This window comes from Amycolatopsis sp. NPDC050768, assembly GCF_040654155.1.
In the GTDB taxonomy this organism is placed as follows: domain Bacteria; phylum Actinomycetota; class Actinomycetes; order Mycobacteriales; family Pseudonocardiaceae; genus Amycolatopsis.
Genome location: NZ_JBFAHL010000017.1, coordinates 145,152 through 166,156 on the forward strand (window position 1 = coordinate 145,152; position 21,005 = coordinate 166,156).

At 70.8% G+C, this 21,005-nt stretch carries 20 protein-coding genes; 11 read left to right on the top strand and 9 right to left on the bottom strand.

What is annotated here, in order from left to right; all coding sequences use genetic code 11:
• The first annotated feature begins 172 nt into the window (after positions 1-172).
• A complete protein-coding gene (locus tag AB0H62_RS38195) occupies positions 173-3,181 on the top strand; it encodes a BREX system ATP-binding domain-containing protein (RefSeq protein WP_360591543.1) in 3,009 nt (1,002 codons plus the stop codon).
• Between the two features lie 46 nt (positions 3,182-3,227).
• On the opposite strand, the gene AB0H62_RS38200 is transcribed toward AB0H62_RS38195, so the two are convergent.
• Positions 3,228-3,437: a hypothetical protein gene (locus AB0H62_RS38200; RefSeq protein WP_220238418.1), complete on the bottom strand. Its 210-nt coding sequence runs from the start codon at positions 3,435-3,437 to the stop codon at positions 3,228-3,230.
• Positions 3,438-3,551: 114 nt separating this feature from the next.
• Positions 3,552-3,836 carry a zinc finger protein gene (locus AB0H62_RS38205; RefSeq protein WP_360591545.1) on the bottom strand — a complete coding sequence of 95 codons (285 nt, stop codon included), beginning with the start codon at positions 3,834-3,836 and terminating at the stop codon, positions 3,552-3,554.
• 142 nt (positions 3,837-3,978) lie between these two features.
• Here AB0H62_RS38205 and AB0H62_RS38210 point away from each other — a divergent pair, with 142 nt between their 5' ends.
• The 3 genes from AB0H62_RS38210 (at position 3,979) to sthA (ending at position 6,602) form a co-directional block, all read left to right on the top strand.
• Positions 3,979-4,824 (top strand): DUF5753 domain-containing protein, encoded by an 846-nt coding sequence (locus tag AB0H62_RS38210; RefSeq protein WP_360591547.1) that lies wholly within the window; start codon positions 3,979-3,981, stop codon positions 4,822-4,824.
• Positions 4,814-5,020, top strand: coding sequence for a DUF397 domain-containing protein (locus AB0H62_RS38215; RefSeq protein WP_360591549.1), 207 nt, complete (start codon positions 4,814-4,816; stop codon positions 5,018-5,020). Before AB0H62_RS38210 ends, AB0H62_RS38215 begins: the two co-directional genes overlap by 11 nt.
• Before the next feature lie 169 nt (positions 5,021-5,189).
• Positions 5,190-6,602, top strand: a complete 1,413-nt coding sequence (sthA, locus tag AB0H62_RS38220) for a Si-specific NAD(P)(+) transhydrogenase (protein WP_220238422.1) — start codon at positions 5,190-5,192, stop codon at positions 6,600-6,602.
• 49 nt (positions 6,603-6,651) lie between these two features.
• Here the strand turns inward: sthA and AB0H62_RS38225 are convergent, their stop codons facing one another.
• Complete coding sequence (locus AB0H62_RS38225; protein ID WP_360591551.1) at positions 6,652-6,981, bottom strand: hypothetical protein; 330 nt, start codon at positions 6,979-6,981, stop codon at positions 6,652-6,654.
• Positions 6,982-6,990: 9 nt separating this feature from the next.
• Complete coding sequence (locus AB0H62_RS38230) at positions 6,991-7,239, bottom strand: hypothetical protein (protein ID WP_360591553.1); 249 nt, start codon at positions 7,237-7,239, stop codon at positions 6,991-6,993.
• 331 nt (positions 7,240-7,570) lie between these two features.
• On the opposite strand from AB0H62_RS38230, the gene AB0H62_RS38235 reads away from it, so the two are divergent.
• The 5 genes from AB0H62_RS38235 (at position 7,571) to AB0H62_RS38255 (ending at position 15,128) form a co-directional block, all read left to right on the top strand.
• Positions 7,571-9,496 carry an intein-containing Rv2578c family radical SAM protein gene (locus AB0H62_RS38235; RefSeq protein WP_255637705.1) on the top strand — a complete coding sequence of 642 codons (1,926 nt, stop codon included), beginning with the start codon at positions 7,571-7,573 and terminating at the stop codon, positions 9,494-9,496.
• 436 nt (positions 9,497-9,932) lie between these two features.
• Positions 9,933-11,786, top strand: coding sequence for an aspartate--tRNA ligase (aspS, locus tag AB0H62_RS38240; RefSeq protein ID WP_255637707.1), 1,854 nt, complete (start codon positions 9,933-9,935; stop codon positions 11,784-11,786).
• Positions 11,786-12,727 (top strand): DUF389 domain-containing protein, encoded by a 942-nt coding sequence (locus tag AB0H62_RS38245; RefSeq protein WP_220238426.1) that lies wholly within the window; start codon positions 11,786-11,788, stop codon positions 12,725-12,727. Before aspS ends, AB0H62_RS38245 begins: the two co-directional genes overlap by 1 nt.
• A 79-nt stretch (positions 12,728-12,806) precedes the next feature.
• Positions 12,807-13,994 (top strand): phosphotransferase, encoded by a 1,188-nt coding sequence (locus AB0H62_RS38250; RefSeq protein ID WP_220238427.1) that lies wholly within the window; start codon positions 12,807-12,809, stop codon positions 13,992-13,994.
• Between the two features lie 258 nt (positions 13,995-14,252).
• Positions 14,253-15,128, top strand: coding sequence for an SGNH/GDSL hydrolase family protein (locus AB0H62_RS38255; RefSeq protein WP_220247516.1), 876 nt, complete (start codon positions 14,253-14,255; stop codon positions 15,126-15,128).
• Here AB0H62_RS38255 and AB0H62_RS38260 read toward each other — a convergent pair.
• The 3 genes from AB0H62_RS38260 to AB0H62_RS38270 all read right to left on the bottom strand — a co-directional run bounded on the left by AB0H62_RS38260 (position 15,094) and on the right by AB0H62_RS38270 (position 17,876).
• The gene (locus AB0H62_RS38260; protein ID WP_360591556.1) at positions 15,094-15,846 is read right to left on the bottom strand and encodes a metallophosphoesterase family protein; all 753 of its coding nucleotides are present in this window, start codon (positions 15,844-15,846) and stop codon (positions 15,094-15,096) included. The genes AB0H62_RS38255 and AB0H62_RS38260 overlap by 35 nt on opposite strands.
• A gap of 76 nt (positions 15,847-15,922) precedes the next feature.
• Positions 15,923-17,131 carry a cytochrome P450 gene (locus tag AB0H62_RS38265; RefSeq protein WP_220238429.1) on the bottom strand — a complete coding sequence of 403 codons (1,209 nt, stop codon included), beginning with the start codon at positions 17,129-17,131 and terminating at the stop codon, positions 15,923-15,925.
• 40 nt (positions 17,132-17,171) lie between these two features.
• A complete protein-coding gene (locus AB0H62_RS38270) occupies positions 17,172-17,876 on the bottom strand; it encodes a TetR/AcrR family transcriptional regulator (protein ID WP_360591559.1) in 705 nt (234 codons plus the stop codon).
• A gap of 124 nt (positions 17,877-18,000) precedes the next feature.
• On the opposite strand from AB0H62_RS38270, the gene AB0H62_RS38275 reads away from it, so the two are divergent.
• The gene (locus AB0H62_RS38275; RefSeq protein ID WP_220238431.1) at positions 18,001-19,383 is read left to right on the top strand and encodes a replication-associated recombination protein A; all 1,383 of its coding nucleotides are present in this window, start codon (positions 18,001-18,003) and stop codon (positions 19,381-19,383) included.
• A gap of 3 nt (positions 19,384-19,386) precedes the next feature.
• On the opposite strand, the gene AB0H62_RS38280 is transcribed toward AB0H62_RS38275, so the two are convergent.
• Both AB0H62_RS38280 and AB0H62_RS38285 read right to left on the bottom strand, forming a co-directional pair.
• Entirely contained in the window at positions 19,387-19,677 is a 291-nt protein-coding gene (locus AB0H62_RS38280; protein WP_360591561.1) for a hypothetical protein, read from the bottom strand.
• Positions 19,674-20,225 carry a PadR family transcriptional regulator gene (locus tag AB0H62_RS38285; RefSeq protein WP_360591563.1) on the bottom strand — a complete coding sequence of 184 codons (552 nt, stop codon included), beginning with the start codon at positions 20,223-20,225 and terminating at the stop codon, positions 19,674-19,676. The genes AB0H62_RS38280 and AB0H62_RS38285 overlap by 4 nt, the downstream gene beginning before the upstream one ends.
• A 222-nt stretch (positions 20,226-20,447) precedes the next feature.
• Here AB0H62_RS38285 and AB0H62_RS38290 point away from each other — a divergent pair, with 222 nt between their 5' ends.
• Complete coding sequence (locus AB0H62_RS38290) at positions 20,448-20,999, top strand: cupin (RefSeq protein ID WP_220238434.1); 552 nt, start codon at positions 20,448-20,450, stop codon at positions 20,997-20,999.
• Positions 21,000-21,005 lie beyond the last annotated feature (6 nt).

A 21,005-nucleotide genomic window follows, 5' to 3' on the forward strand; every position in this document is an offset into this window, starting at 1 on the left:
GACGAGTTTTTTGCCGGTGACGGGGAACGACTGCCGATCTTTTTGGCGGTCTGCAAGGACTTCTCAACGGCGCGCACCGCAGGCTGACGAGCCGACCTGGCGCGGGAGTCATCCGGTGTGCCCACCGTCGGCGTGCGCCCGACTACCGTGCCTGGGCAGGAGGCACCCCGGGATGCTCTACGTGTCGCTGCTGGGCGAGCAGTCGGTCACCCACGGTGCGACCGGGCCGGCGGTGACCCGATCGCCGCGGGCGATCGCGCTCGTCGGCTACCTGGTGACCCACGCGGGGCTGCCGCAGCCGAGGCAGCGGATCGCGTCGCTGTTCTGGCCCGATTCCTCCGATGCGCAGGCCCGCACGAACCTGCGCCGCGAGCTGCACCACCTGCGCCACGTCCTCGGCGAGGACTCGGTGCTGCTCGCGACCGCGACGGATCTGTCCTGGCAGGACACTCCCCGCTGCCGCGTCGACGTGCGCGTGTTCGACGCCGAACGCCGAGCTGCCCTGGCCGCCGGCGAAGACGAGGAAGTCCGCGCCCACGCGGGCGCCGCGCTGGCCGAGTACCGCGGCGAGCTGATGCCCGGCCTCGACGACGAGTGGCTCTTCGAACCCCGCAACGAGCTGGAACAACAGTGCGTGGCGCTGTGCGACCTGCTCGGCGACGCCCAGCGCCGCCTGGGTGACCTCGAGGGCGCCGCCGAGACGGCCCGCCGCCGCATCCGCCTGCGGCCGTTCGAGGAGCTGGGCTACCGCACGCTCATGGAGCTGCAGGCCGACCTCGGCGACCGCGCCGGGGCCGTGAGCACCTACCACCAGTGCGCGTCGGTGCTCGAACGAGAGCTGGGCGTGGTGCCCGACCGCGCCACGCAGGCGGCCTTGCGGCGGCTCCTGGCCGATGCCGTGCCCAGCCGCGAATCCCTGCTCGTCGGCCGCACCCGCGAGTTCACGCAGCTGCGGGAACGGTGGCAGCAAGCCGCGCGCGGACAGCCGTCGGTGGCGCTCGTGCGGGGTGACGCCGGCGTCGGCAAGACGCGGCTCGTGGTCGAGCTGGCCCGGCTCGCGCGCAGCCAAGGCGCGGTGGTGGCAGGGACGCAGTGCTTCGGGACGTCGGGCCGCCTCGCGCTGGCACCGGTGGCGGACTGGCTGCGCAACCCCGTGCTCCAGCCGTCTTTGGCGACGCTCGCGCCGGTGTGGCGCGCCGAAGTGGACCGGCTCGTCCCGGCCGGCAAGGACAGCGGACCGGCCCCCGTTGTGCGCACAGTGCGCGCAGTGGCCGACGCGTGGCAGCGGCACCGCTTCTTCGAAGGCCTCGCCCGCGCCCTCACCGGCGCCGGCCGGCCGACGTTGCTCGTGCTCGACAACGCGCAGTGGTGCGATCAGGAAACCCTGGCGTTCCTGCTCTTCTGCCTCGGTCTCGAACCGCGCGCGCCGCTGCTGCTCGCCGCGACGCAGCGGTCCGATCACGGCGACGGCACCCTGGCCGGCTGGACCGAACGCCTGCGCGCCACCGGCCGGCTGTCCGAAGTGGATCTGAGCCCGCTCGACGTCGACGACACCGCGCGCCTGGCCGAATCCGTCTCCGGCCTCCTGCCCACGGGCGACGAGCTCACCCTTCTGCACGTCGCGACCGGCGGCTTCCCGCTGTCCGTGGTGGAGGCGTTGCGCTCCGGCGGCCCGCCCGGCGACCTCGACGCCGTGCTCACCGAACGCCTGCGACAGCCGACCCCCGACGCCCGCGAGATCGCGGGCCTGGCCGCCGCCGTCGGCCGCGATTTCACGCTCGACCTGCTCACCGAGGCCAGCGACCTCGACGCCGAAGCCGTGGTGCGCGCCGTCGACGAGTTGTGGCGGCTGCGGATCCTGCGCGACTTCCGCGACGGCTACGACTTCTCCCACGACCTGCTCCGCGACGCCGCCTACCGGCAGGTGACCCGCGCGCGGCGTTGGTTGCTGCACCGCCGGCTCGCCCAGAGCCTCGAACTGCTGCACCCCGGCGACACCAGTTCGGTCTCCGCGCAGCTGGCCGAGCAGTACGCCCGCGGCGGCCGCCCCGATCGTGCGGTCGAGTTCTACCGCCGGGCCGCCGAGCTCGCGGCCGGCACCTTCGCCCACGGCGAGGCGATCCGGCTGCTGCGCGAAGCCCTGTCGCTGCTCGCCGGCGCCCCCGCCGGCCCCGAGACCGACCGTCGTGAGCTGGCGGTGCTCGAAGCCCTTTCCGGACCCCTCAACGCCCGGCTCGGCTACGCGTCCCCCGACCTCCAGCGGGCCCTCGAACGCTCGATTGTGCTCGCGGAACGCCTGGGGCAGCAGGATTCCACGCTCGTCGCCTTGGTCGGGCTGTGGACGTCGCGGTTCGTGCAAGGCCGCACCGCCCGCGCGCACGAGGCCGCGAAACGCGCGCTCGAACTCGTCGACGACGACCGCACCAAAGACGAGCTCAACGGCTCCGCGCACTTCGCGTTCGCCGGCTCGTCGGTGAGCCTCGGCCGGCCAGGGGAGGCGCTGCGCCACTTCGACCTCGCCGCCCGCCTCACGCGCGGCGCGCCGTCGCTGCCCATCGGCACGCGGCCCGAGGTGCACAGCCCGGCCTGGGCCGCGCACGCGCATTGGCTGCTGGGGCACGAGGACGAAGCGCTCCGCAGCAGCCGTGAAGCCGTGAGCCTGGCGCGCACGAAGACGCACCCGTACAGCCTCGCCGTGGCCCTCGCGTACGCCGGCATCACCCACCAGATGCGCGGCGACCTCGACGAAGTGAAGGAACGCTCGGCCGAGCTGCGCGAGCTCTGCGACCGCTACGGCTTCGCCTACTACCGCGAATGGGGCCTCGTCCTGGGCGGCTGGGTGCGCGGCGACGCCGACGGCCTCGCCGACATCCGCCGCGGCGTCGCCAACCTCAAGGCCGAGGGCTCGCTCGCCCGCATGCCCTACTGGCTCGCACTGCAAGCCGACCTGCTGGCCCGCCACGACCGCCCCGGCCCGGCCCGCGCCGCCCTCGACGCGGCCCTCGTCGTCGGCCAAGCCCGTGACGACCTCTGGTGGCTCCCCGAGGTGTTGCGGCTGCGCTCCGCCTACGACGGGCGCGAGCAGGGCCGGATCCGCCTGAAGACGGCGGTGGAGCTGGCTGCCGCGCAGGGGAGTACGACGCTTCGGCTGCGTTGTGAACGGGACCTCGACCGGTATTGAGAACGGTCTTTCGAGAAGGCCCCGGCGGGTCCTCGTGCGGGATCCGTCAGGCGGGTCGCTCAGGTTCACTGACCCGCTCGTGGACGAACACCCGGCACTTCTCCAGCGCGTCCTGGAGCCTCTGCGCTCGCTCCAGCACGAGTTCGAGCTCCAGGACCGTCGGCACCGTGGTTTCCCTGAGCCGCCACACGATTCCGGACATCTTCAGCGACAGCCCCCACGTGACCGCGTCGGCCGCGTCGACCAGCTCCTGCAACGCTCGACGCTCACCGGCCGGAAGCCCCGGCCGATGTGCAGGACTGTCCCCGGACGTGGGGGCCCTGCCGCCACCCGACGTGGCGGCAGGGGTCTGGGCGTGAGCAGCCACGGCTCAGCACTTCACCTTCGGCCGCTGACGGTCCTCGTAGTCCTCCAGCACCAACGGCTCCGCGTTGTCGCGCGACGCCAGCGGGATCCCCAGGGCTTTTCGGATCTTGTAGTCGCACCCCGCGCACGTCGGATCGAGCCACGGCTTGTCCGGCGTGTGCACATCCGCCTCGCCGACCTCCAGCCGGTAGCCGCACAGCGTCTTGAACGTCGCGCCGAGGTCCAGCACCCCGCGATGCACGGCCTGCCTGGCGTGCCGTTGTCCCGCTGCTTGCTGCCACACGTACATGAAGCCCTCCCCGGCTGATCAGCTGCAGGCCATCGTTGCATGCAGCAAACCTAGAATGCGATGCATGCATCGGTTGCGCAACCCTCGCGCAGGCCGCGATCGGGTGAATAACCGACTACTCTCAGCCGCTACTATCTGCTGCATGGCCAGCAACATGCCCACCCCGCGATCGCGCGAGTTCGGTTCGATCCTGCGCAATGCCGCCCAGGCGAAGGGGTATTCGACCAGGCACCTCGGGACCCTGATCCGGCGCAACGGCTCGCATGTCTCGCGCTACTTCCAGGGATTGCTCATCCCCTCGGAAGCCGAGACTGGCGCGATCTGCGTGCACCTCGGCATCGAAGGCGAGGCTCTCGAGGCCCTGCTGCAGATTCGGCTGGAAGCCGCCGACCCCAACTGGGTCACCGGGGTCAACCGGCAGCTCGCCGTGCTGAGTGAATACGAAGCGGCGGCATCTCAGATCTTCACTGCCCAGGCGCAGCGGATTCCCGGGTTGCTTCAGGCTCGGACCTACGCTGAAACCTTGATGCGCGCAACGGGTGCTGCGGAGGAGGACATCAAGTCCGGCGCCGACTTTCGCATGGGGCGGCGGGAGAAGGTGCTCGCCTCGAAGGTCGAAGCCACTTTCGTCATCGGCGAGTATGCGCTGCGCTACCCGGAGAGCGACGATGCGGCGTGGACCGAGCAGCTGCGGTTCCTGGTCGAAGTCGCGCAGCTGCCTCAGATCACGATCCAGATCGTTCCCATGGCCGCGCTGTACACCCCGCTTCGCGATGGTGGGTTCGTGTTGATCGAGGGTGCCGAACCCGGCGCCGATGTGGTTTACCTGGAGCAGTACGCGAGCAGTTCCACATTGACTGCGGACCAGTACGTCCGCGGGTACAAGGAGGCGGCGGAACAGCTCCGCCGTGAGGCGATGAGTCCTGACGATTCGGTCAGGCTGATCCGCGAGTTGATCGAGGAGGTGGAGAAAAGAGATGACAAGTGACTTCCACTGGCGGAAGTCGTCGTTCTCGGGGAACCCGCAGCAGGAATGCGTAGAGGTCGGGTTCCCTGTGGCTGGTCCGCTGGATGAGGTGGCTGTCCGGGACTCCAAGGATCCCGACGGGGGACACTTCGAACTCTCGGCGGCAGGCTGGCGAGGGTTCCTGGCGAAGCTGACCCAGAACGCGTCCGTCCGCTAGACGCCATCGACAGTGGTGCCCCAGCTTCCCGACGATGCTGGGGCACCGCTGTTTTCGCCACCGGATCTTGGGCCGTTCGGGTCGGCCGCGCGCGAACACAGCGTTAATGCGGCGTGGCGGGCGCGGGCCAGGGCTTGCGGCGCGGGGAGTGAGTGCGCAGGCTCACACGGTGAGCGAACACGACTACGACCTGATCGTCATCGGCTCGGGCCCGGGTGGGCAGAAGGCCGCCATCGCGGCCGCGAAGCTGGGGAAGAAGGTGGCGGTCGTCGATCGCCACGACATGGTGGGCGGGGTGTGCGTCAACACCGGCACCATTCCGTCCAAGACACTGCGCGAGGCGGTCCTCTACCTGACGGGGATGAACCAGCGCGAGCTCTACGGCGCGAGCTATCGCGTGAAGCAGGACATCACCATCGCCGACCTCATGGCGCGCACCCAGCACGTGGTGGGGCGCGAGGTCCAGGTGGTCCGGGCCCAGCTGCTGCGCAACCACATCGACCTCGTGCCGGGCACGGGGTCGTTCGCCGATCCGCACACAGTGCTCGTCGAGGGCAAGCACGTCGGCGACCGGCGCACGGTGTCGGGCGACAACATCGTGATCGCCACGGGCACCCGGCCCGCGCGCCCCGCGAACGTCGACTTCGATGCCGCGCGCGTGCTCGACTCCGACGAGATCCTGCGGCTCGAGGCGATCCCGTCGTCGCTCGTGGTGGTGGGGGCGGGGGTGATCGGGATCGAGTACGCGTCGATGTTCGCCGCGCTCGGCTCGCGCGTGACGGTGGTCGAGCAGCGCGACCAGATGCTCGACTTCTGCGACCCGGAGATCGTGGAGTCGCTGAAGTTCCAGCTCCGCGACCTCGGCGTCACGTTCCGGTTCGGGGAGAAGGTGGCGAACGTCGCGGTCTCGGACGAGACGACCGTGACCACGCTCGTCAGCGGCAAGCGCATCCCGGCCGACGGCGTGATGTACTCCGCCGGCCGCCAGGGCATGACCCACGAGCTCGCCCTGGAGAACGCCGGCCTGCTGGCCGACCAGCGCGGGCGCCTGTCGGTCGACGAGCACTACCGCACCGAGGTGGAGCACATCTACGCCGTCGGCGACGTCATCGGCTTCCCCGCACTCGCCGCCACCTCGATGGACCAGGGCCGGCTCGCCGCGTACCACGCGTTCGGCGAACCCGCGAACGGCCTCGGCGCCCTGCAGCCCATCGGCATCTACACGATTCCGGAGATTTCCTACGTCGGCGCCACCGAGGCCCAGCTGACGTCGTCCTCGGTGCCGTACGAGGTCGGCATCTCCCGCTACCGCGAGCTCGCGCGCGGCCAGATCACCGGCGACAGCTACGGCATGCTGAAACTCCTGGTGTCCACAGTGGACCGCAAACTGCTGGGCGTCCACGTCTTCGGCACGGGCGCCACGGATCTCGTCCACATCGGCCAGGCCGTCATGGGCTGTGGCGGCACCGTCGACTACCTGGTGGACGCGGTGTTCAACTACCCGACGCTCTCGGAGGCGTACAAGGTCGCGGCCCTGGACGCGACGAACAAGATCCGGGCGCTGGATCGGTTCCCGATCTGAGGTCTTGGGGGGGGTTTGCGGGCGCCGCCGGGTTTTCTCCCGGCGGCGCTCACCGCCGAGGTGACCAGCTCAGTGAAGCCTTGCGCGACGGGTTGCTGCTCGGATCCGTGCCGACGAGAAGGATGTGCACGTCCGAGCTCGGCGAGCCGGCCGGCTGTCGTTGGCAGGCATAGACAACTGCTTTGCTGTCGACTGGTTTGTGGTGGCCCGCCCACTCGAGGGGTTCGGTGGCCTCGCAGTTCGTCAGCTCGTACTCGGCCAGACTCCATTGTTCACCGCTGTCGGGCTCGGCAACCCTTGTCCAAAACTCGATCAAGTAGACCGGCGACTCGACAGTCACGACGTTCCCCGAGCCGTGGTAGCCCTCGGATACCTTCATCGGATGATCCTAGGCTCCGCAGGAAAGCGTCGCCTGTGGGCTGTCGACCGTGGCGGCCTGGGGGATGCCGTGCCATACCGCGCTCACCGTCGCCCGTCCGAACGACGTGGTCGTTGTGGTGTCAGACCAGCTGAAACCGATTCGCCTGTTTTCGACTGACACTTGGCCGACATTGGTGGAAGTCGGCCCATCGCCGCGAGCGGTCGGGCTTCCGTCGGCGATGGCGAACATCTGCCCGGTCAGCGAGATCGTGTCCATGGGTTCAGGTCAGGTGAACTTCGGCTTGAACCCGACGACCTTCTTCGCCCCGGAGGTTCTCAGGTAGGTATTGCCCGTTTGCAGCTCACAGTGTGGAGCGGGCGCGGCGGTGGAACGGTTGCCGGCGCGGGGCTCAGCGAAAAGAGTAGCGCCACAGCGGAGAACGTCTCTTTGATCATGAAACTCACGTTAATGATCTTGGTGGCACTCGGGTCTCAGTCTGCCGAGATCGCCGCTTGCGTGTAACGGCCGTTCACGCTGTGTGCCCTCCTGGCGCGGCCGGGCTTGGCCGGCGTGAGCGTTCGAACACCTGTTTGACACACAATAGAACATGTGTTCGACTGGACGGGTGCGATGGGAACGACAACGTGCAGGGGAGGGCGAGCCGATCCTGCCTGGTCTGGACGGGCTGGTGCGGTCCGTGCGGTCACCGGAGTTCGACGGCGTCACCTTTCACGAGGTGCACGCCAAGTCCGTGCTGAACCGGGTGCCCGACGGGTCGCAGGTGCCGTTCCGGTGGACCGTGAACCCGTACCGCGGGTGTTCCCACGCGTGCACGTATTGCCTTGAAGGCGGCACACCCGTGCTGATGGCCGACGGGCGCGCGAAGCCGATCGCCGACCTCCAGGTGGGGGAGCGGATCCTCGGCACGCGCGGCCACGGCGTCGCGCGGCGGCTGGTGCCCACGGAGGTGCTGGCGCACTGGACGACGGTGCGCGAGGCGTACCGCGTGACGCTCGACGACGGCACCGCGCTCGTCACCGGGCCCGACCATCGGTTCCTCAGCGCGCGCGGCTGGAAGTACGTCACGGGCAGCAAGCTGGGCGCGGCGCAGCGGCCGCACCTGGTCGAGGGCACGGAGCTCGTCGGCGGCGGCAAGTTCGTGCGCACACCCGACGACACGCTCGGCTACCGAGCCGGCTACCTGTGCGGGATGTTGCGCTCCGGCGGCTTCGCGACGGAGAAGGACGCGGCGGCGCGGGCGGTGCGGTACCTGCCCGATTTCGGTTCGTCCGTGGGTTTCATGAGCCTGCCGGCGAAGCCCGACGCGCACTGGGCGCGCGGGTTCCTCGCCGGGCTGTTCGACCTGGCGGGCGCGTACCGGCGCGGGGTGCTGTCGATCGCGCACGACGAGACCGACGTGGTCGACGCGATGTTCGCCGCGCTGGACCGGTTCTCGTTCGAGCACGAGACGGTCGGCCACCGCGAGTACGCCGGCCGGCGCCAGGCGCGGCTGACCGGCGGTGCCGGGGAAGTGTTGCGGTTCCTGCATCTGACCGATCCGGCCGTCGCGTGGAAGCGCTCTCTCGACGGCACGACGATCGGGTCCGTGCGGCGCGTCGTCACGTCCGTCGAGTCGCTCGGCCTGGAGCTGCCGCTGTTCGACATCACCACCGGCACCGGCGATTTCGTGGCCGACGGCATGGTGTCCCACAACTGTTTCGCCCGCAACACCCACACCTACCTCGACTTCGACGCGGGCCACGACTTCGACACCCAGGTCGTGGTGAAGGTCAACGCCCCGGAAGTCCTTGCCGCGCAACTGAAACGCCCCAGCTGGCAGCGCGAGCACGTGGCCATGGGCACCAACACCGACCCGTACCAGCGCGCCGAAGGCCGCTACCAGCTCATGCCCGGCATCATCCGCGCCCTGGCCGATTCGGGCACGCCGCTGTCGATCCTGTCGAAGGGCACGGTCCTCACCCGAGACCTGCCGCTGCTGGAGTCGGTCGCCAAGGACGTCCCGGTCAGCCTCGCGGTGTCCATCGCGTTGCTCGACCGCGAGCTGCAGCGCCGTCTCGAACCCGGCACCCCGAGCCCGCAGGCGCGGCTCGACCTCGTGCGCAAGGCGCGCGCGGCCGGCCTGCCGTGTTCCGTGCTCGTCGCGCCGGTGCTGCCGTACCTCACCGACTCGGTCGAGGCCCTCGACGCGCTGTTCACCGAACTCGCCGACGCGGGCGCCGACAGCGTCAGCGTCATCCCCCTCCACCTGCGCCCCGGCGCGCGCGAGTGGTTCGCGTCGTGGCTCGGCCGCAACCACCCCGCGCTGGTGCCACGCTACAAACGCCTCTACGCGCGCGGCAGCTACGTCGACCGCGCCTACCGCCAGCAACTCGGCGAACGCGTCGGCCCGCTGCTGCGCCGCCACGGCCTGGCCCCCAAAACGGGCTACAACCCCCGCACAGCCGCCGAACCGGAAGTCCCGGAGCCCCGGGTGGAAGCCCCACCACCCGCCGAACAGCTCCGCCTGCTCTGAGCGCGCCACCCGGCCTTCCCCGACCGGCGCGGTCAGCAGCGGTGACCCGGCCGCGCCGCCCCCCGAACGGCCGGGTCACCGTCCCCCTCTCGCGCTCGGGCCTGCTCTCCCGGCGGTCGGCGCGCTCCGCGCATGACCGCCGGCGGAGTTGTCCACACCTGCCCCGAGATGTGGACAGCTCGGTGGCCCAGCGGCGTTCTCGCCGTTTTTGTCGGGGGTGCCGGATAGACTGGACAAGGGACGCCCCCCGGGGAGGGCGGGGTGTGTCTTCCCCCGGCCGATGCCCACAACCGGCTCTCCGCCATCCCGGCTCACGGCGACTCAAACTGAGAGTCAAACCTGGTCGCCGCGCTCTCCCCACCATTCGTTAGCCTCTGTGTTCGGCGAAAACCCGTCGACGAACCCGTGAACCCGTGGGCTAAGGAGAGCAGTCGCAGTGCTCCGCACTCATCAAGCCGGCACCCTGCGTGCCGAGCAGGCCGGTCAGACCGTCACCCTCACCGGCTGGGTGGCGCGGCGGCGCGATCACGGCGGAGTCATCTTCATCGACCTCCGCGACGCCAGCGGGGTCGCCCAGGTGGTCTTCCGCGAGGGCGAGATGGCCGAGCGCGCGCACGCGCTGCGGTCGGAGTTCTGCGTGAAGATCGTCGGCGAGGTGTCGAAGCGGCCCGAGGGCAACGCGAACGCCGAGATCCCCACGGGCGAGATCGAGGTCCTCGTGACCGAGCTCGTGGTGCTGTCCGAGGCCGCGCCGCTGCCGTTCCCGATCGACGACCGCGTGGACGTCGGCGAAGAGGTGCGCCTGAAGTACCGCTACCTCGACCTGCGCCGCAGCGGCCCGGCGGCCGCGATGCGCCTGCGCAGCCAGGTCAGCCGTGCCGCGCGCGCCGTGCTCGACGAGCAGGACTTCGTCGAGGTCGAGACGCCGACGATGACCCGCTCCACCCCCGAGGGTGCCCGCGACTTCCTCGTGCCGGCGCGCCTCAAGCCCGGTTCCTGGTACGCGCTGCCGCAGTCGCCGCAGCTGTTCAAGCAGCTGCTCATGGTCGGTGGCCTCGAGCGCTACTACCAGATCGCGCGCTGCTACCGCGACGAAGACTTCCGCGCCGACCGCCAGCCGGAGTTCACGCAGCTCGACATCGAGATGAGCTTCGTCGACCAGGACGACGTGATCAAGCTCGGCGAGGACATCGTGTCCGCGCTGTGGAAGCTGATCGGCCACGAGATCCCGCGCCCGATCCCGCGCATCACCTACCACGAGGCCATGGCCAAGTACGGCTCCGACAAGCCGGACCTGCGCTTCGACCTCGAGATCACCGACATGACGGAGTTCTTCGCCGACACTCCGTTCCGCGTGTTCCAGGCACCCTACGTCGGCGCGGTCGTGATGGCCGGCGGTGCCGACCAGCCGCGCCGCCAGCTCGACGCGTGGCAGGAGTGGGCCAAGCAGCGCGGCGCGCGCGGCCTCGCGTACATCCTCGTGAACGAAGACGGGACGCTCGGCGGCCCGGTCGCGAAGAACCTGTCGGAGACCGAGCGCGAGAACGTGGCCAAGGCCGCCGGCGCGAAGGCCGGCGACTGCATCTTCTTCGCCGCCGGCAAGACCGCCACGACCCAGGGGCTGCTCGGCGCCGCGCGCGACGAGATCGGCAAGCGCCTCGGCCTCATCGACGAGGACGCCTGGTCGTTCGTGTGGGTCGTCGACGCGCCGCTGTTCGCGCCGGTCGAGGACATCGGCGACGACGTGGCCGTCGGCTCGGGCAAGTGGACCGCCGTGCACCACGCCTTCACCTCGCCCACGCCGGAGTGGGTCGACAAGTTCGAGCAGGACCCGGGCGCCGCCCTGGCCTACGCCTACGACATCGTCTGCAACGGCAACGAGATCGGCGGCGGCTCGATCCGTATCCACCGCGGCGACGTGCAGAGGCGCGTGTTCGCGCTGATGGGCCTCGGCGAGGAGGAAGCGCAGGAGAAGTTCGGCTTCCTGCTCGACGCCTTCGCCTTCGGCCCGCCGCCCCACGGCGGCATCGCGTTCGGCTGGGACCGCATCGTGATGCTGCTGGCGAAGGCCGACTCGCTGCGCGACGTCATCGCCTTCCCCAAGACCGGCGGCGGCTACGACCCGCTCACGGCCGCGCCCGCGCCCATCACGGCACAGCAGCGCAAGGAAGCCGGCATCGACGCCAAGCCCCAGGGCGCGAAGTCCGAGAACGCCAAGCCCCAGAACGCCGAGGCCAAGTCCCAGGCCGCCGAGCCCCAGAGCGCGAAACCGGCACAGCCCCAGGGCTGATGCTCCACCTCAGGGCCTTGTGCCCGCCGGATCGGACCCCCGAGGTGCTCGCGTACCTGCGAGCACACTCCGGGACCGCACACCTCGTGGTGCACCACGGGGTCGCCCTCGTGCCCGAGGGCGACCTCGTGGAGGCCGACGTCGCCCGTGAAGCCGCGGGCGACATCGTCGACGCGTTGTGCGCGCTGCACCTCGACCGCACGGGCGGGATCACGCTCGAGAACCTCGACACCGCGGTATCCGACGCGGCCGACGCCGCCGAGGAAGCCGCGCCCGGCGAGGGTGCCGACGCGATGGTGTGGCAGGAGCTGCTCGGCCGCACGGGCGAGGAGTCGCGGTGGAGCGTCACGTTCCAGGCGTTCCTGACGATCGCCTGCCTGCTCGCCGCCACGGGCGTGATCACCGACTCGCCGATCACGGTCGTCGGCGCCATGGTGGTCGGCCCCGAGTTCGGCCCGCTGGCCGCCGTCGCCGTGGGCCTGGTCCTGCGGCGCTGGGACCTCGTCCGCCGGGCGGCGATCGCGCTGGCGGTGGGGTTCCCGGTGGCGATGGTGATCACGGGCGTGGCGGTGCTGCTGGGGAGCGTGTCCGGGTTCTTCGACCCGACGAGCATCGTCGACAACTACAACGTCGACTTCGTCTACCAGGTCGGCGCGGCGTCGTTCGTGGTCGCGCTGCTCGCCGGCGCCGCCGGGATGCTCGCGATGACGTCGGCGAAGTCCGCCGCGCTGGTCGGGGTGTTCATCTCCGTGACCACCGTGCCGGCCGCCGGCTACGTGATGGTCGCGGCGGTCGCCGGACGCTGGGACCGCGCGGGATATTCGCTGCTGCAGCTGTTCGTGAACCTGCTCGGGATCGTGCTCGCTGCGGCTATTGTGCTGATACTTCGACGGCGCAAGCAACGTTCCGGCGCCCTGTTACGTCCGCTTTCACGCGGGTGATGAACTACGCGTCGGTTCGCGTGTTCTCGCCCGGATCACTGTGGTCATGGTTGCTCAGTCACGAGTAGGGTCGGTGCCAATGACAGTCGACACCTCCTCCGCCGGCGACGCGGGCGTCGGGGCAGGAGCCGGGCAGCTCGCTGTTGCCGCGGCGGTCGCGGCGGGCGAAGCGGTGCTCTCGCGCCGCTTCGGTAGCGCGATCACCCTGGTGTCACCGGAAGGACTCGAGGGCAGCGGACCGGCCACGGTCGTGCGGGCCCGGGTCGTGTCGTCGTCGTTCGCGCTGCCGCGCACGCTGGTCATCAAGTACTACCCCGACCCGCCCGAGCCCGGCGAGGCCGACCCGTTCGCGCAGGAAGCCGTGAGCTACCAGCTCTTCACGGCGTTGGCGCCCGACGAGCGCATGTGCCCCGAGCTGCTCGCCCACGACGGTCGTCACCGCGTGCTCGTGATCGAGGACCTCGGCCGTGCGCCGACGTTGCAGGACAAGCTCGCCTCGCGTGATTCCCGCGCGGCCGAGCGCGCGCTGCTGTCGTGGGCCCGCTCGCTCGGGCGCCTGCACGCGAGCACCGCCAGCCGCGAAGCCGACTTCAACGCGCTGCTGCGCCGCCTCGGCGGCCCGGTGCGCAACCAGGACGCGGGTCTCGCCGACTTCACCGCGGAGGTGCCGCCGATGCTGGCGGACCTGCTCGACGTGGTGGTCGCCGAGCCGGTCCACGACCGCGTCGCCCAGGCGGTCGCGCAGGCGCGCTCGGCGTCGTTCCGCGCGTTCAGCCCCGTGGACCTGAGCCCCGACAACAACCTCGTGACCGGCTCCGGCGTGCGGTTCCTCGACTTCGAACGCGGCCGTGTGCGCACGGCCCTGGTCGACGCCGCGTACCTGCGCCTGCCGTTCGCCTCCTGCGAAGACGCGCTGGCCCTGCCCGCAGGCATGAGCGAGGCGATGATCGCGGCCTGGCGCGCCGAGGTCGTGTCCGTGTGGCCCTCGTTCGCCGACGACGAGGAGCTCGCCGCGCAGCTCACGATCAGCGAGCTGCTCATGGTCTGGCTCATCACGCGCGAGACGCTGCCCAAGCTCGACCTCAGCCGCCACGCCACGCCCGTGAGCCGCGAGGCGGCGCTCGTCACGTGGTGGCGCGAGCTGGCGAAGCACGCGGGTTACGCACGCCTCACCGACATCGCCGAGCATGCACAGCGCGTGGCGGCGGCGCTCGGCGCGCGGCTGGGACCGCACGCGGACCTCGCGTTCTACCCCGCTTTCCGCTAGCCCGCCACCACCATCACCGGCGGCACACGGGGCTGGGTCGAACTACCCGGATCGGCTCACCGAGGCGCCTGACCATGCGATCGGCGACTCCCGCGGCGGTGGGGGATGGCCCGATTTACCCGAAAGATCCCGTTTCGCGCGGGTGAACACGGGAACCGGCAATCCCGACCCCGCCGGGCGGACAGGACATGCCAAGAGTTTCAGCCCCCGTCCATGCCGCGTTACCTGGTCATCACCGCAGGTGAGTTTCGGTGCCGGATGGTCTTCTGCGTGACCGTGATCAGCGTCGAAGTCACCCGCTTCCCCGAACCCGCCGATCCCGCGCCGCAGCGGCAGACCACCGACGCCGCGCCGGCCGACGAGCCGCGCCGCGCGCGCCGGCTGGCCATGCTGGGGGACTCCACCGCCGTGGGTCTGGGCGATCCGCTGCCGAACCGAGGCGGCTGGCGCGGGGTGGGGCCGCTGGTCGCCGCCGCGCTCGGGGTGGACGAGGACGGGTACCTCAACCCGTCGTTCGAAGGCGCGCGGATGAAGGACGTGCTGACCCAGCAGCTGCCGGCGGTGCTGGAGTTCCGGCCCGAGGTCGCGCTGCTCGTGGTCGGCATGAACGACACGCTGCGGCCCGATTTCGACGCCGAGCAGATCGCCGCCGACCTCACCGAGCTCATCCGCACGCTCGCCGCCCATGGCACGCTGCTGGTGCCGGTGCGCTTCCACGACCACGGCAAGGTGTTCCGCCTCCCGCCGTCGATCAAGCGCGCGCTCAGCGCCCGCGTCGCGGAGCTCAACGAGGTCATCGACGCGGTCGTGGCCGCCGAATGCGTGCCGTGCCTGGACCTCGACGCGATGCCCGGCGCCTACGACCTGCCGTCGTGGAGTGTCGACCGGCTGCACCCGTCGGAGCTGGGCCACCGGATGCTGGCGCTCGGCTACACCGCACTGCTGGCCGAAGCCGGGTTCGCGGTGCCGGAACCCGTGAGCCTGACCTGCTCGGGCGGCGTCCAGCCGAGCACCGCGAGCCACGTCGTGTGGCTCGTCGCGCGGGGCGTGCCGTGGCTATGGCGCCGCGGGCGCGAGTTCCTGCCCTACGCGGTGGCGATCATGTGGCGGTCGTTCCGCGAGCGCGTGGACTGAACACGCGCAACGCTTCCGCGTCCGACACCGGGTTGCTCACGAAGTAGTCCGCCCATTCTTCGATGTCGGCGTACCCCGAGCCAGCCAGCACTTCGCACGCTTTCGCGGTGTCGTAAGGGGTTCGGCGCAGCTGCACGCCGGGGCCGAGCAGGGCCCAGTGCGCACCCGTTGTGCCGTACGGCATTCCGACACTGCCGGGGTTGACGATCCGCGTGCGGTCCGCGAGCCGCACGAACGGCATGTGCGTGTGGCCGCACACCACGGTTTCCGCTGTGACGCCGCCGAGCACCTCCGCCCAGCGGGACAGCGGGCTGTCGACGAGGGCGACTTCCTCGTCGTCGCGTGGGGTCGCGTGGCAGAACAGCACCTCGCCGAGCCCGTCGACGTTGAGCGTGACGGTCAGCGGCAGCGCGGCGAGCAGCTCGACCTGGTCCGGGCGCAGCTGAGCTGCGGCCCACGGCGCGATCGGGTCGGGGATCTGCGTGGTGCCACCGCCGGCCAGTGACACGAGTTCGCGGTCGGCGTTGCCGCGCACCCACACCGCACGTTCGCCGAGCGCCCCGAGCCGGTCGAGCGTCTGCCGCGGCAGGGGACCAGCGGCGTGATCGCCGCACAGCACGACCACGTCGGCCGCCGCGACGTCCGGCTCCGCGAGCACGGCGTCGAGCGCGGGCAGCACCCCGTGGATGTCCGAAAGCACGGCGATCGAGGAGACCATCACCTCAGTCTGCCCGCCGGGACGCCGCCGGCGAGCGGTGTTCGCCGGCGGCGCAACGGTCCAGACGCGCAGATCGTCAAACGCTCAGCGGCAGCTTCGTCACGCCCGTCATCGCCGGGTTGGGCTGGAACGCCGGCGGCTCACCGGGAATCGTGCGCAGCGAGGGGTAGCGGTCGAGCAGGATGTTCAGCGCCGTGCGGCCTTCGAGCCGCGCGAGCGGCGCGCCGATGCAGAAGTGGATGCCGCGCCCGAACGCCAGGTGCGCGTGGGCGATGTCCTCGCGCGTCGGGTCGAACGAGTCCGGCTCGGCGAACACGCGCGGGTCGCGGTTGGCCGCGGCCACCCAGATCATGAGCATCTGGTCGGCCGGGATCGTGGTGCCGCCGACTTCCACCTCGCGGTTGGTCACGCGCGCCACGGCCCCGAACGGCGACAGGTAGCGCAGCGACTCCTCGATCACCGGCGCCAGCAGCGAACGGTCCGCCCGCACGCGCTCGTCCCACTCGGGGAACGCGTCGAGGCACAGCACGGTGTTGCCCAGCAGCATCGTTGTGGTGATGTGCCCGGCCAGCAGCAGCACCTGGGCGAAGTTCACGATCTCCGAACGCGTCAGCCGTTCTCCGTCGACCTCCGCCTCGACGAGCTTGGTGAGCAGGTCTTCGCGCGGGTTGCTGCGGCGTTCGTCCGCGTGCTCGCCGAGGTAGTCGGTGAACTTGCGGCTCACGGCAAGCTGTTCCTGCAGCCGCTTCTGCTGTTCCTCGGAGTCGTCGGTGAGCGAGAACTGCTCTGGGCTCTCGAACAGCCGGTCCACCCACTCGCGGAACAGGTGGCGGTCGCTCGCCGGCACGCCGAGCAGCTCGGCGATCACGATCACCGGCAGCGGGTAGGCAAGATCGGCGACGAGCTCGAGGTGGTCGCGCCCGGCGGCCTCGTCGAGCAGCTCGTGGGTCAGCTCGGCGATCCGCGGCTCGAGGTCGGCCACCACCTTCGGTGTGAAGGCGCGGCTCACGAGCTTGCGCATCTTGTTGTGCAGCGGGGGATCCAGCTGCAGCAGGTTGCCGGCCGAGAGCTCCTTGGTGTCGCCTAGGGTCTTCTCGGGCAGCAGCCGCGCGGTGTCGGAGGAGAACGTGGCCGGGTCGGACAGGATGGCGTGGGCCTCCGGGTGGCCGTAGACGTTCCACGTGCCCAGCTCGGGCTTGAACTCCACGGCGTTTTCGGGACGGTGGCCCCGCAGCCAGAACTGTTCCTTGTGGATGGTCCAGGCTTCGGGAAGTGCGGTGCTCATGGTGCGACAGCCCCAATCTGTCTTCAACTACTGGCCGGGATCAGCCGGCGCCGGTGGTGGGTTTCCCCGGGTAGATCACCGCGCGGGCGGCCGAGGCGTAGGCCTCGAACACCGTGCGGAGCTCGTCGGCCGCCTTCTCGACCATCCCCGGGTCGGGTTCGCCCGGCGGTTCGAAGGCGGCGCGGATCACGCGGGCCAGCGCGTCGGCCCTGGCCTCGAGCGGCGTGTCCGCGAACTCGGGATTGATGTTGCCGTAAAGGTAAAAACCGCTGGAGGCGGCGCCGAGCGCGAAGCGCACATCCGGGATGTCACTGCGCAGCAGGCCGCTGCCGAGGAACAGCTCGAAGGTGCGCTCGACCGCCTCCGCGGCCTCCCGCTGGGTCTCGGCCGCGCTGATCGCGTAGTCGCCGAGCAGCTCCGTGTCGTTCGCGAGCATCGCCGACAGCAGCGGGTCTCGCGTCGTGAGCAGGAACGTCGAGCGGAAGTAGCGGTGTGGCACGACCGTGTGCGGGTCGGCACGCAGCTCGGCCACCGACGCTTCGAGCAGCCGCACCGAAGCGCGCATCAGCAACGCGCCGAACAGTGAGTCTTTGGTGCGCCAGTGCAGGTAGACGGTGCCCTTGCCGATGCCGGCGCGGCGCGCGATGTCCTCGATCGTGACCTTGCGCGAGCCCCAGCGCACCAGCAGCTCGGCCGCCGCGTCGAGGATCCGGTCCGCGCGGTCGCGGTTCGGCTCGTCCGGCACCTTCGTCTCCCTTGATCGTTGACTCCGTGACCAGATTTGCTCATCTGGTCACGGAGTCAACGGTAGCGCGGGTACGCGGGCCGGGCAAGCGGAGTTGTCGGGGTGGTCGGTTAACGTCAACGATGTGGCACAGGACGAACTCTTCACGGTGAACCCCGACCTGGGGCCGCCGCCGGAACCGACGCGCGCTGGTTCGTCGGCCGAACCGCAGGCCGACCCGGCGAGCTCGCCGCTGGCCGTGCGGATGCGGCCGCGCACGCTCGACGAGGTGGTCGGGCAGCAGCACCTGCTGCGCGAGGGCGCGCCGCTGCGTCGCCTCGTGGAGGGGGCCGCGCCGGCGTCCGTGCTGCTCTACGGTCCGCCGGGCACGGGCAAGACCACGCTGGCGAACCTCGTCTCGATCGCGACCGGCCGCCGGTTCGTCGCGATGTCCGCGCTGTCGGCGGGCGTCAAGGAGGTGCGCGGCGTCATCGAGGAGGCGCGGCGGCGCCGGCAGTACAACGCCGAGAACACCGTGCTGTTCATCGACGAGGTGCACCGCTTCTCCAAGACGCAGCAGGACGCGTTGCTGGGCGCGGTCGAGGACCGCACGGTGCTGCTGGTGGCCGCGACGACCGAGAACCCGTCGTTCTCCGTCGTGTCACCGCTGCTGTCTCGGTCGCTGGTGCTTCAGCTGCGGCCGCTGACCGACGAGGACATCGTGAAGCTGCTCGACCGCGCGCTGACCGACGAACGCGGCCTGGGCGGCTCGCTCAGGTTGACCGACGAGGCGCGCGACCACCTCGTGCGCCTGGCCGGCGGCGACGCGCGCCGCGCTCTGACGGCGCTGGAGGCCGCCGCCGACGCCGCGTCGGCAACCGAGGCCAAGACGATCGACCTCGCCACCGTTGAGTCCACTGTGGACAAGGCGGCCGTGCGCTACGACCGCGACGGCGACCAGCACTACGACGTGATCAGCGCGTTCATCAAGTCCATCCGCGGCTCCGACGTCGACGCCGCGCTGCACTACCTGGCCCGCATGATCGAGGCGGGGGAGGACCCGCGCTTCCTCGCGCGGCGGCTCGTGGTCCACGCGAGCGAGGACGTCGGCCTGGCCGATCCGACCGCACTGCAGGCGGCGGTGGCGGCCGCCCATGCCGTGCAGTTCATCGGCATGCCCGAAGGCCGCCTCGCCCTCGCGCAGGCCACCATCCACCTCGCCACGGCGCCGAAGTCCAACGCCGTGGTCACCGCCATCGACGCCGCCCTGGCCGACGTCCGCGCCGGTCTGGCCGGCACTGTGCCCCCGCCCCTGCGCGATGGCCACTACGCGGGCGCCAAGAAGCTCGGCAACGCGCAGGGCTACCGCTACCCGCACAACGTCCCGGAAGGCGTCCTGGCCCAGCAGTACCCGCCGGACGAGCTCGTCGGCCGCGACTACTACGAACCCACCCAGCGCGGCGGCGAACGCCCCCTGGCCGAGCGCGTGCCCCGCCTGCGCCGCACCATCCGCGACGAGCGGCAGTAGGGCTCACTCGGTCCGGATGGAGTCGGGCCGCATCGCGGTGCGCAGGGCGGGCAGCGCGAGCGCAGTCACGAGGAAGACGAGGGCGACGCCGGTGCCGGCGAGCGTGGTGATGGTGGCCCAGTCGACGGTCACCGACGCGCCCAGTAGCCGCGTCACCAGCGCGACGAGGCCGATGCCGGTGCCGATCGCGGCGGCCACGGCCAGCACGAGCGGGACCGCAGTCTGCCAGAGCAACGACTTGGTCAGCACCGTCCCGCGCAGCAGCACCTCCGTGCATTCGGCCGAAGCGTTCATGCTTGCCCTCCCTCGGGTGATCTGTGCGAAGTCTGCGTGGCGGCGAGCCGGTCGAGACGGGCCGCGGCCAGCTCCAGCCAGCGCAGGTCGGCTTCGAGGTGGAACAGGGCGTAGTCGCCGATCAGCGCGTCGACGAGGTCGCCCGCGCGCTTGCGCCGGGTCAGCTCGCGCATCACGCGCAGGTGCTCGGCGCGCTGGACGTCGAGCACGTCGGCGGCGTCGCGGCCGGACAGCAGCGCGAGCACGACCTTCGTGTAGAGGATGTTCTGCAGGTGCGCGACCGGCTCTTCCGGCGTGCGCAGCCACGTCTCGACGTCGGTGATCCCCGCGTCGGTGATCGTGTAGCGCTTGCGGTCCGGCCCGCCACCGGCCTCGACACCCGCGGCTTCGACGAGCCCGTTTTTCAACAGCCGCGACAACGTCGAGTAGACCTCCCCGTAGCGCAGTGGCCGGTCCTGGCCGAACCGTTCGTCGTAGGTCCGCTTGAGGTCGTAGCCGTGGCGCGCGCCGGCCTCCAGCAGCCCGAGCAGAGCGTGACTGATCGACATGCCGGCGACTATGCATGCCAGGTATACCCGCGATGTATAGTCGAGTTTGCGCAGTTCACCGCACGTGGAGTGATCATCTGCCCCGCCAGGGCAGTGTTGGTTCCCCCTTCGATCCCGCTCGGTGAAACTCCCGTGAACGTCGCCACGTTCTTCCGTATAACGGCGAGAGCGGGAATGTCCGGCCGTCAGGTCGGTTGATTCCCGGTGACGGAGGGGGTGGCGATGACGCTGCTGACGGTGTGGCCCGACGACCAGCCCGGGCACGTGCTGCTGAGGACCGAGGACCCGGGGACGATCACGGCCGAGCTGGCCCGCGTCGGGGTCGAGTTCGGACGCTGGCCGGTGGACGGGCCGCTGCCCGGCGCCAGTGAGTCCGAGGTGCTCGCCCGTTTCCAGGACCGCATCGACTCGCGCACCACGGCCGTGGGTTACCACGCCGTCGACGTGCTGACGGGCGACTTCGGCGCGGCCGAACGCAGCCTGCCGCGCGACGAGGACCGGTTCTTCGTGACCGGCTCCGCCGTCTGGTACCTGCACGCGGGCCGCCAGGTCCACGCCGTGCTGTGCGAGCCCGGCGACCTGCTCGGCATCCCGGCGCACACCCGCCACTGGCACGACGGCGGCTCGAACCCCGGCCACGTGACCGTCCGCGTGCGCCACCCGGCGTCGGGCTCGGGGACGGCGTCGGCCGAGCCGTTGCGCGCCACCGGGTTCCCCGGCTTCGACGAGCTGGTGGCCGGGCGGGCGTCGACCTGGCCCGCGCTGAGCCACTGACGGCAC

Excerpts from the sequence above, each read along its gene's own strand:
- AB0H62_RS38195 (WP_360591543.1), top strand. The coding sequence starts at position 173 with ATGCTCTACGTGTCGCTGCTGGGCGAGCAGTCGGTCACCCACGGTGCG.
- AB0H62_RS38205 (WP_360591545.1), bottom strand. The coding sequence starts at position 3,836 with ATGTACGTGTGGCAGCAAGCAGCGGGACAACGGCACGCCAGGCAGGCC.
- AB0H62_RS38210 (WP_360591547.1), top strand. The coding sequence starts at position 3,979 with ATGGCCAGCAACATGCCCACCCCGCGATCGCGCGAGTTCGGTTCGATC.
- AB0H62_RS38215 (WP_360591549.1), top strand. The coding sequence starts at position 4,814 with ATGACAAGTGACTTCCACTGGCGGAAGTCGTCGTTCTCGGGGAACCCG.
- AB0H62_RS38225 (WP_360591551.1), bottom strand. The coding sequence starts at position 6,981 with ATGAAGGTATCCGAGGGCTACCACGGCTCGGGGAACGTCGTGACTGTC.
- AB0H62_RS38230 (WP_360591553.1), bottom strand. The coding sequence starts at position 7,239 with ATGGACACGATCTCGCTGACCGGGCAGATGTTCGCCATCGCCGACGGA.
- AB0H62_RS38235 (WP_255637705.1), top strand. The coding sequence starts at position 7,571 with ATGTGTTCGACTGGACGGGTGCGATGGGAACGACAACGTGCAGGGGAG.
- AB0H62_RS38245 (WP_220238426.1), top strand. The coding sequence starts at position 11,786 with ATGCTCCACCTCAGGGCCTTGTGCCCGCCGGATCGGACCCCCGAGGTG.
- AB0H62_RS38250 (WP_220238427.1), top strand. The coding sequence starts at position 12,807 with ATGACAGTCGACACCTCCTCCGCCGGCGACGCGGGCGTCGGGGCAGGA.
- AB0H62_RS38255 (WP_220247516.1), top strand. The coding sequence starts at position 14,253 with ATGGTCTTCTGCGTGACCGTGATCAGCGTCGAAGTCACCCGCTTCCCC.
- AB0H62_RS38260 (WP_360591556.1), bottom strand. The coding sequence starts at position 15,846 with ATGGTCTCCTCGATCGCCGTGCTTTCGGACATCCACGGGGTGCTGCCC.
- AB0H62_RS38265 (WP_220238429.1), bottom strand. The coding sequence starts at position 17,131 with ATGAGCACCGCACTTCCCGAAGCCTGGACCATCCACAAGGAACAGTTC.
- AB0H62_RS38280 (WP_360591561.1), bottom strand. The coding sequence starts at position 19,677 with ATGAACGCTTCGGCCGAATGCACGGAGGTGCTGCTGCGCGGGACGGTG.
- AB0H62_RS38285 (WP_360591563.1), bottom strand. The coding sequence starts at position 20,225 with ATGTCGATCAGTCACGCTCTGCTCGGGCTGCTGGAGGCCGGCGCGCGC.
- AB0H62_RS38290 (WP_220238434.1), top strand. The coding sequence starts at position 20,448 with ATGACGCTGCTGACGGTGTGGCCCGACGACCAGCCCGGGCACGTGCTG.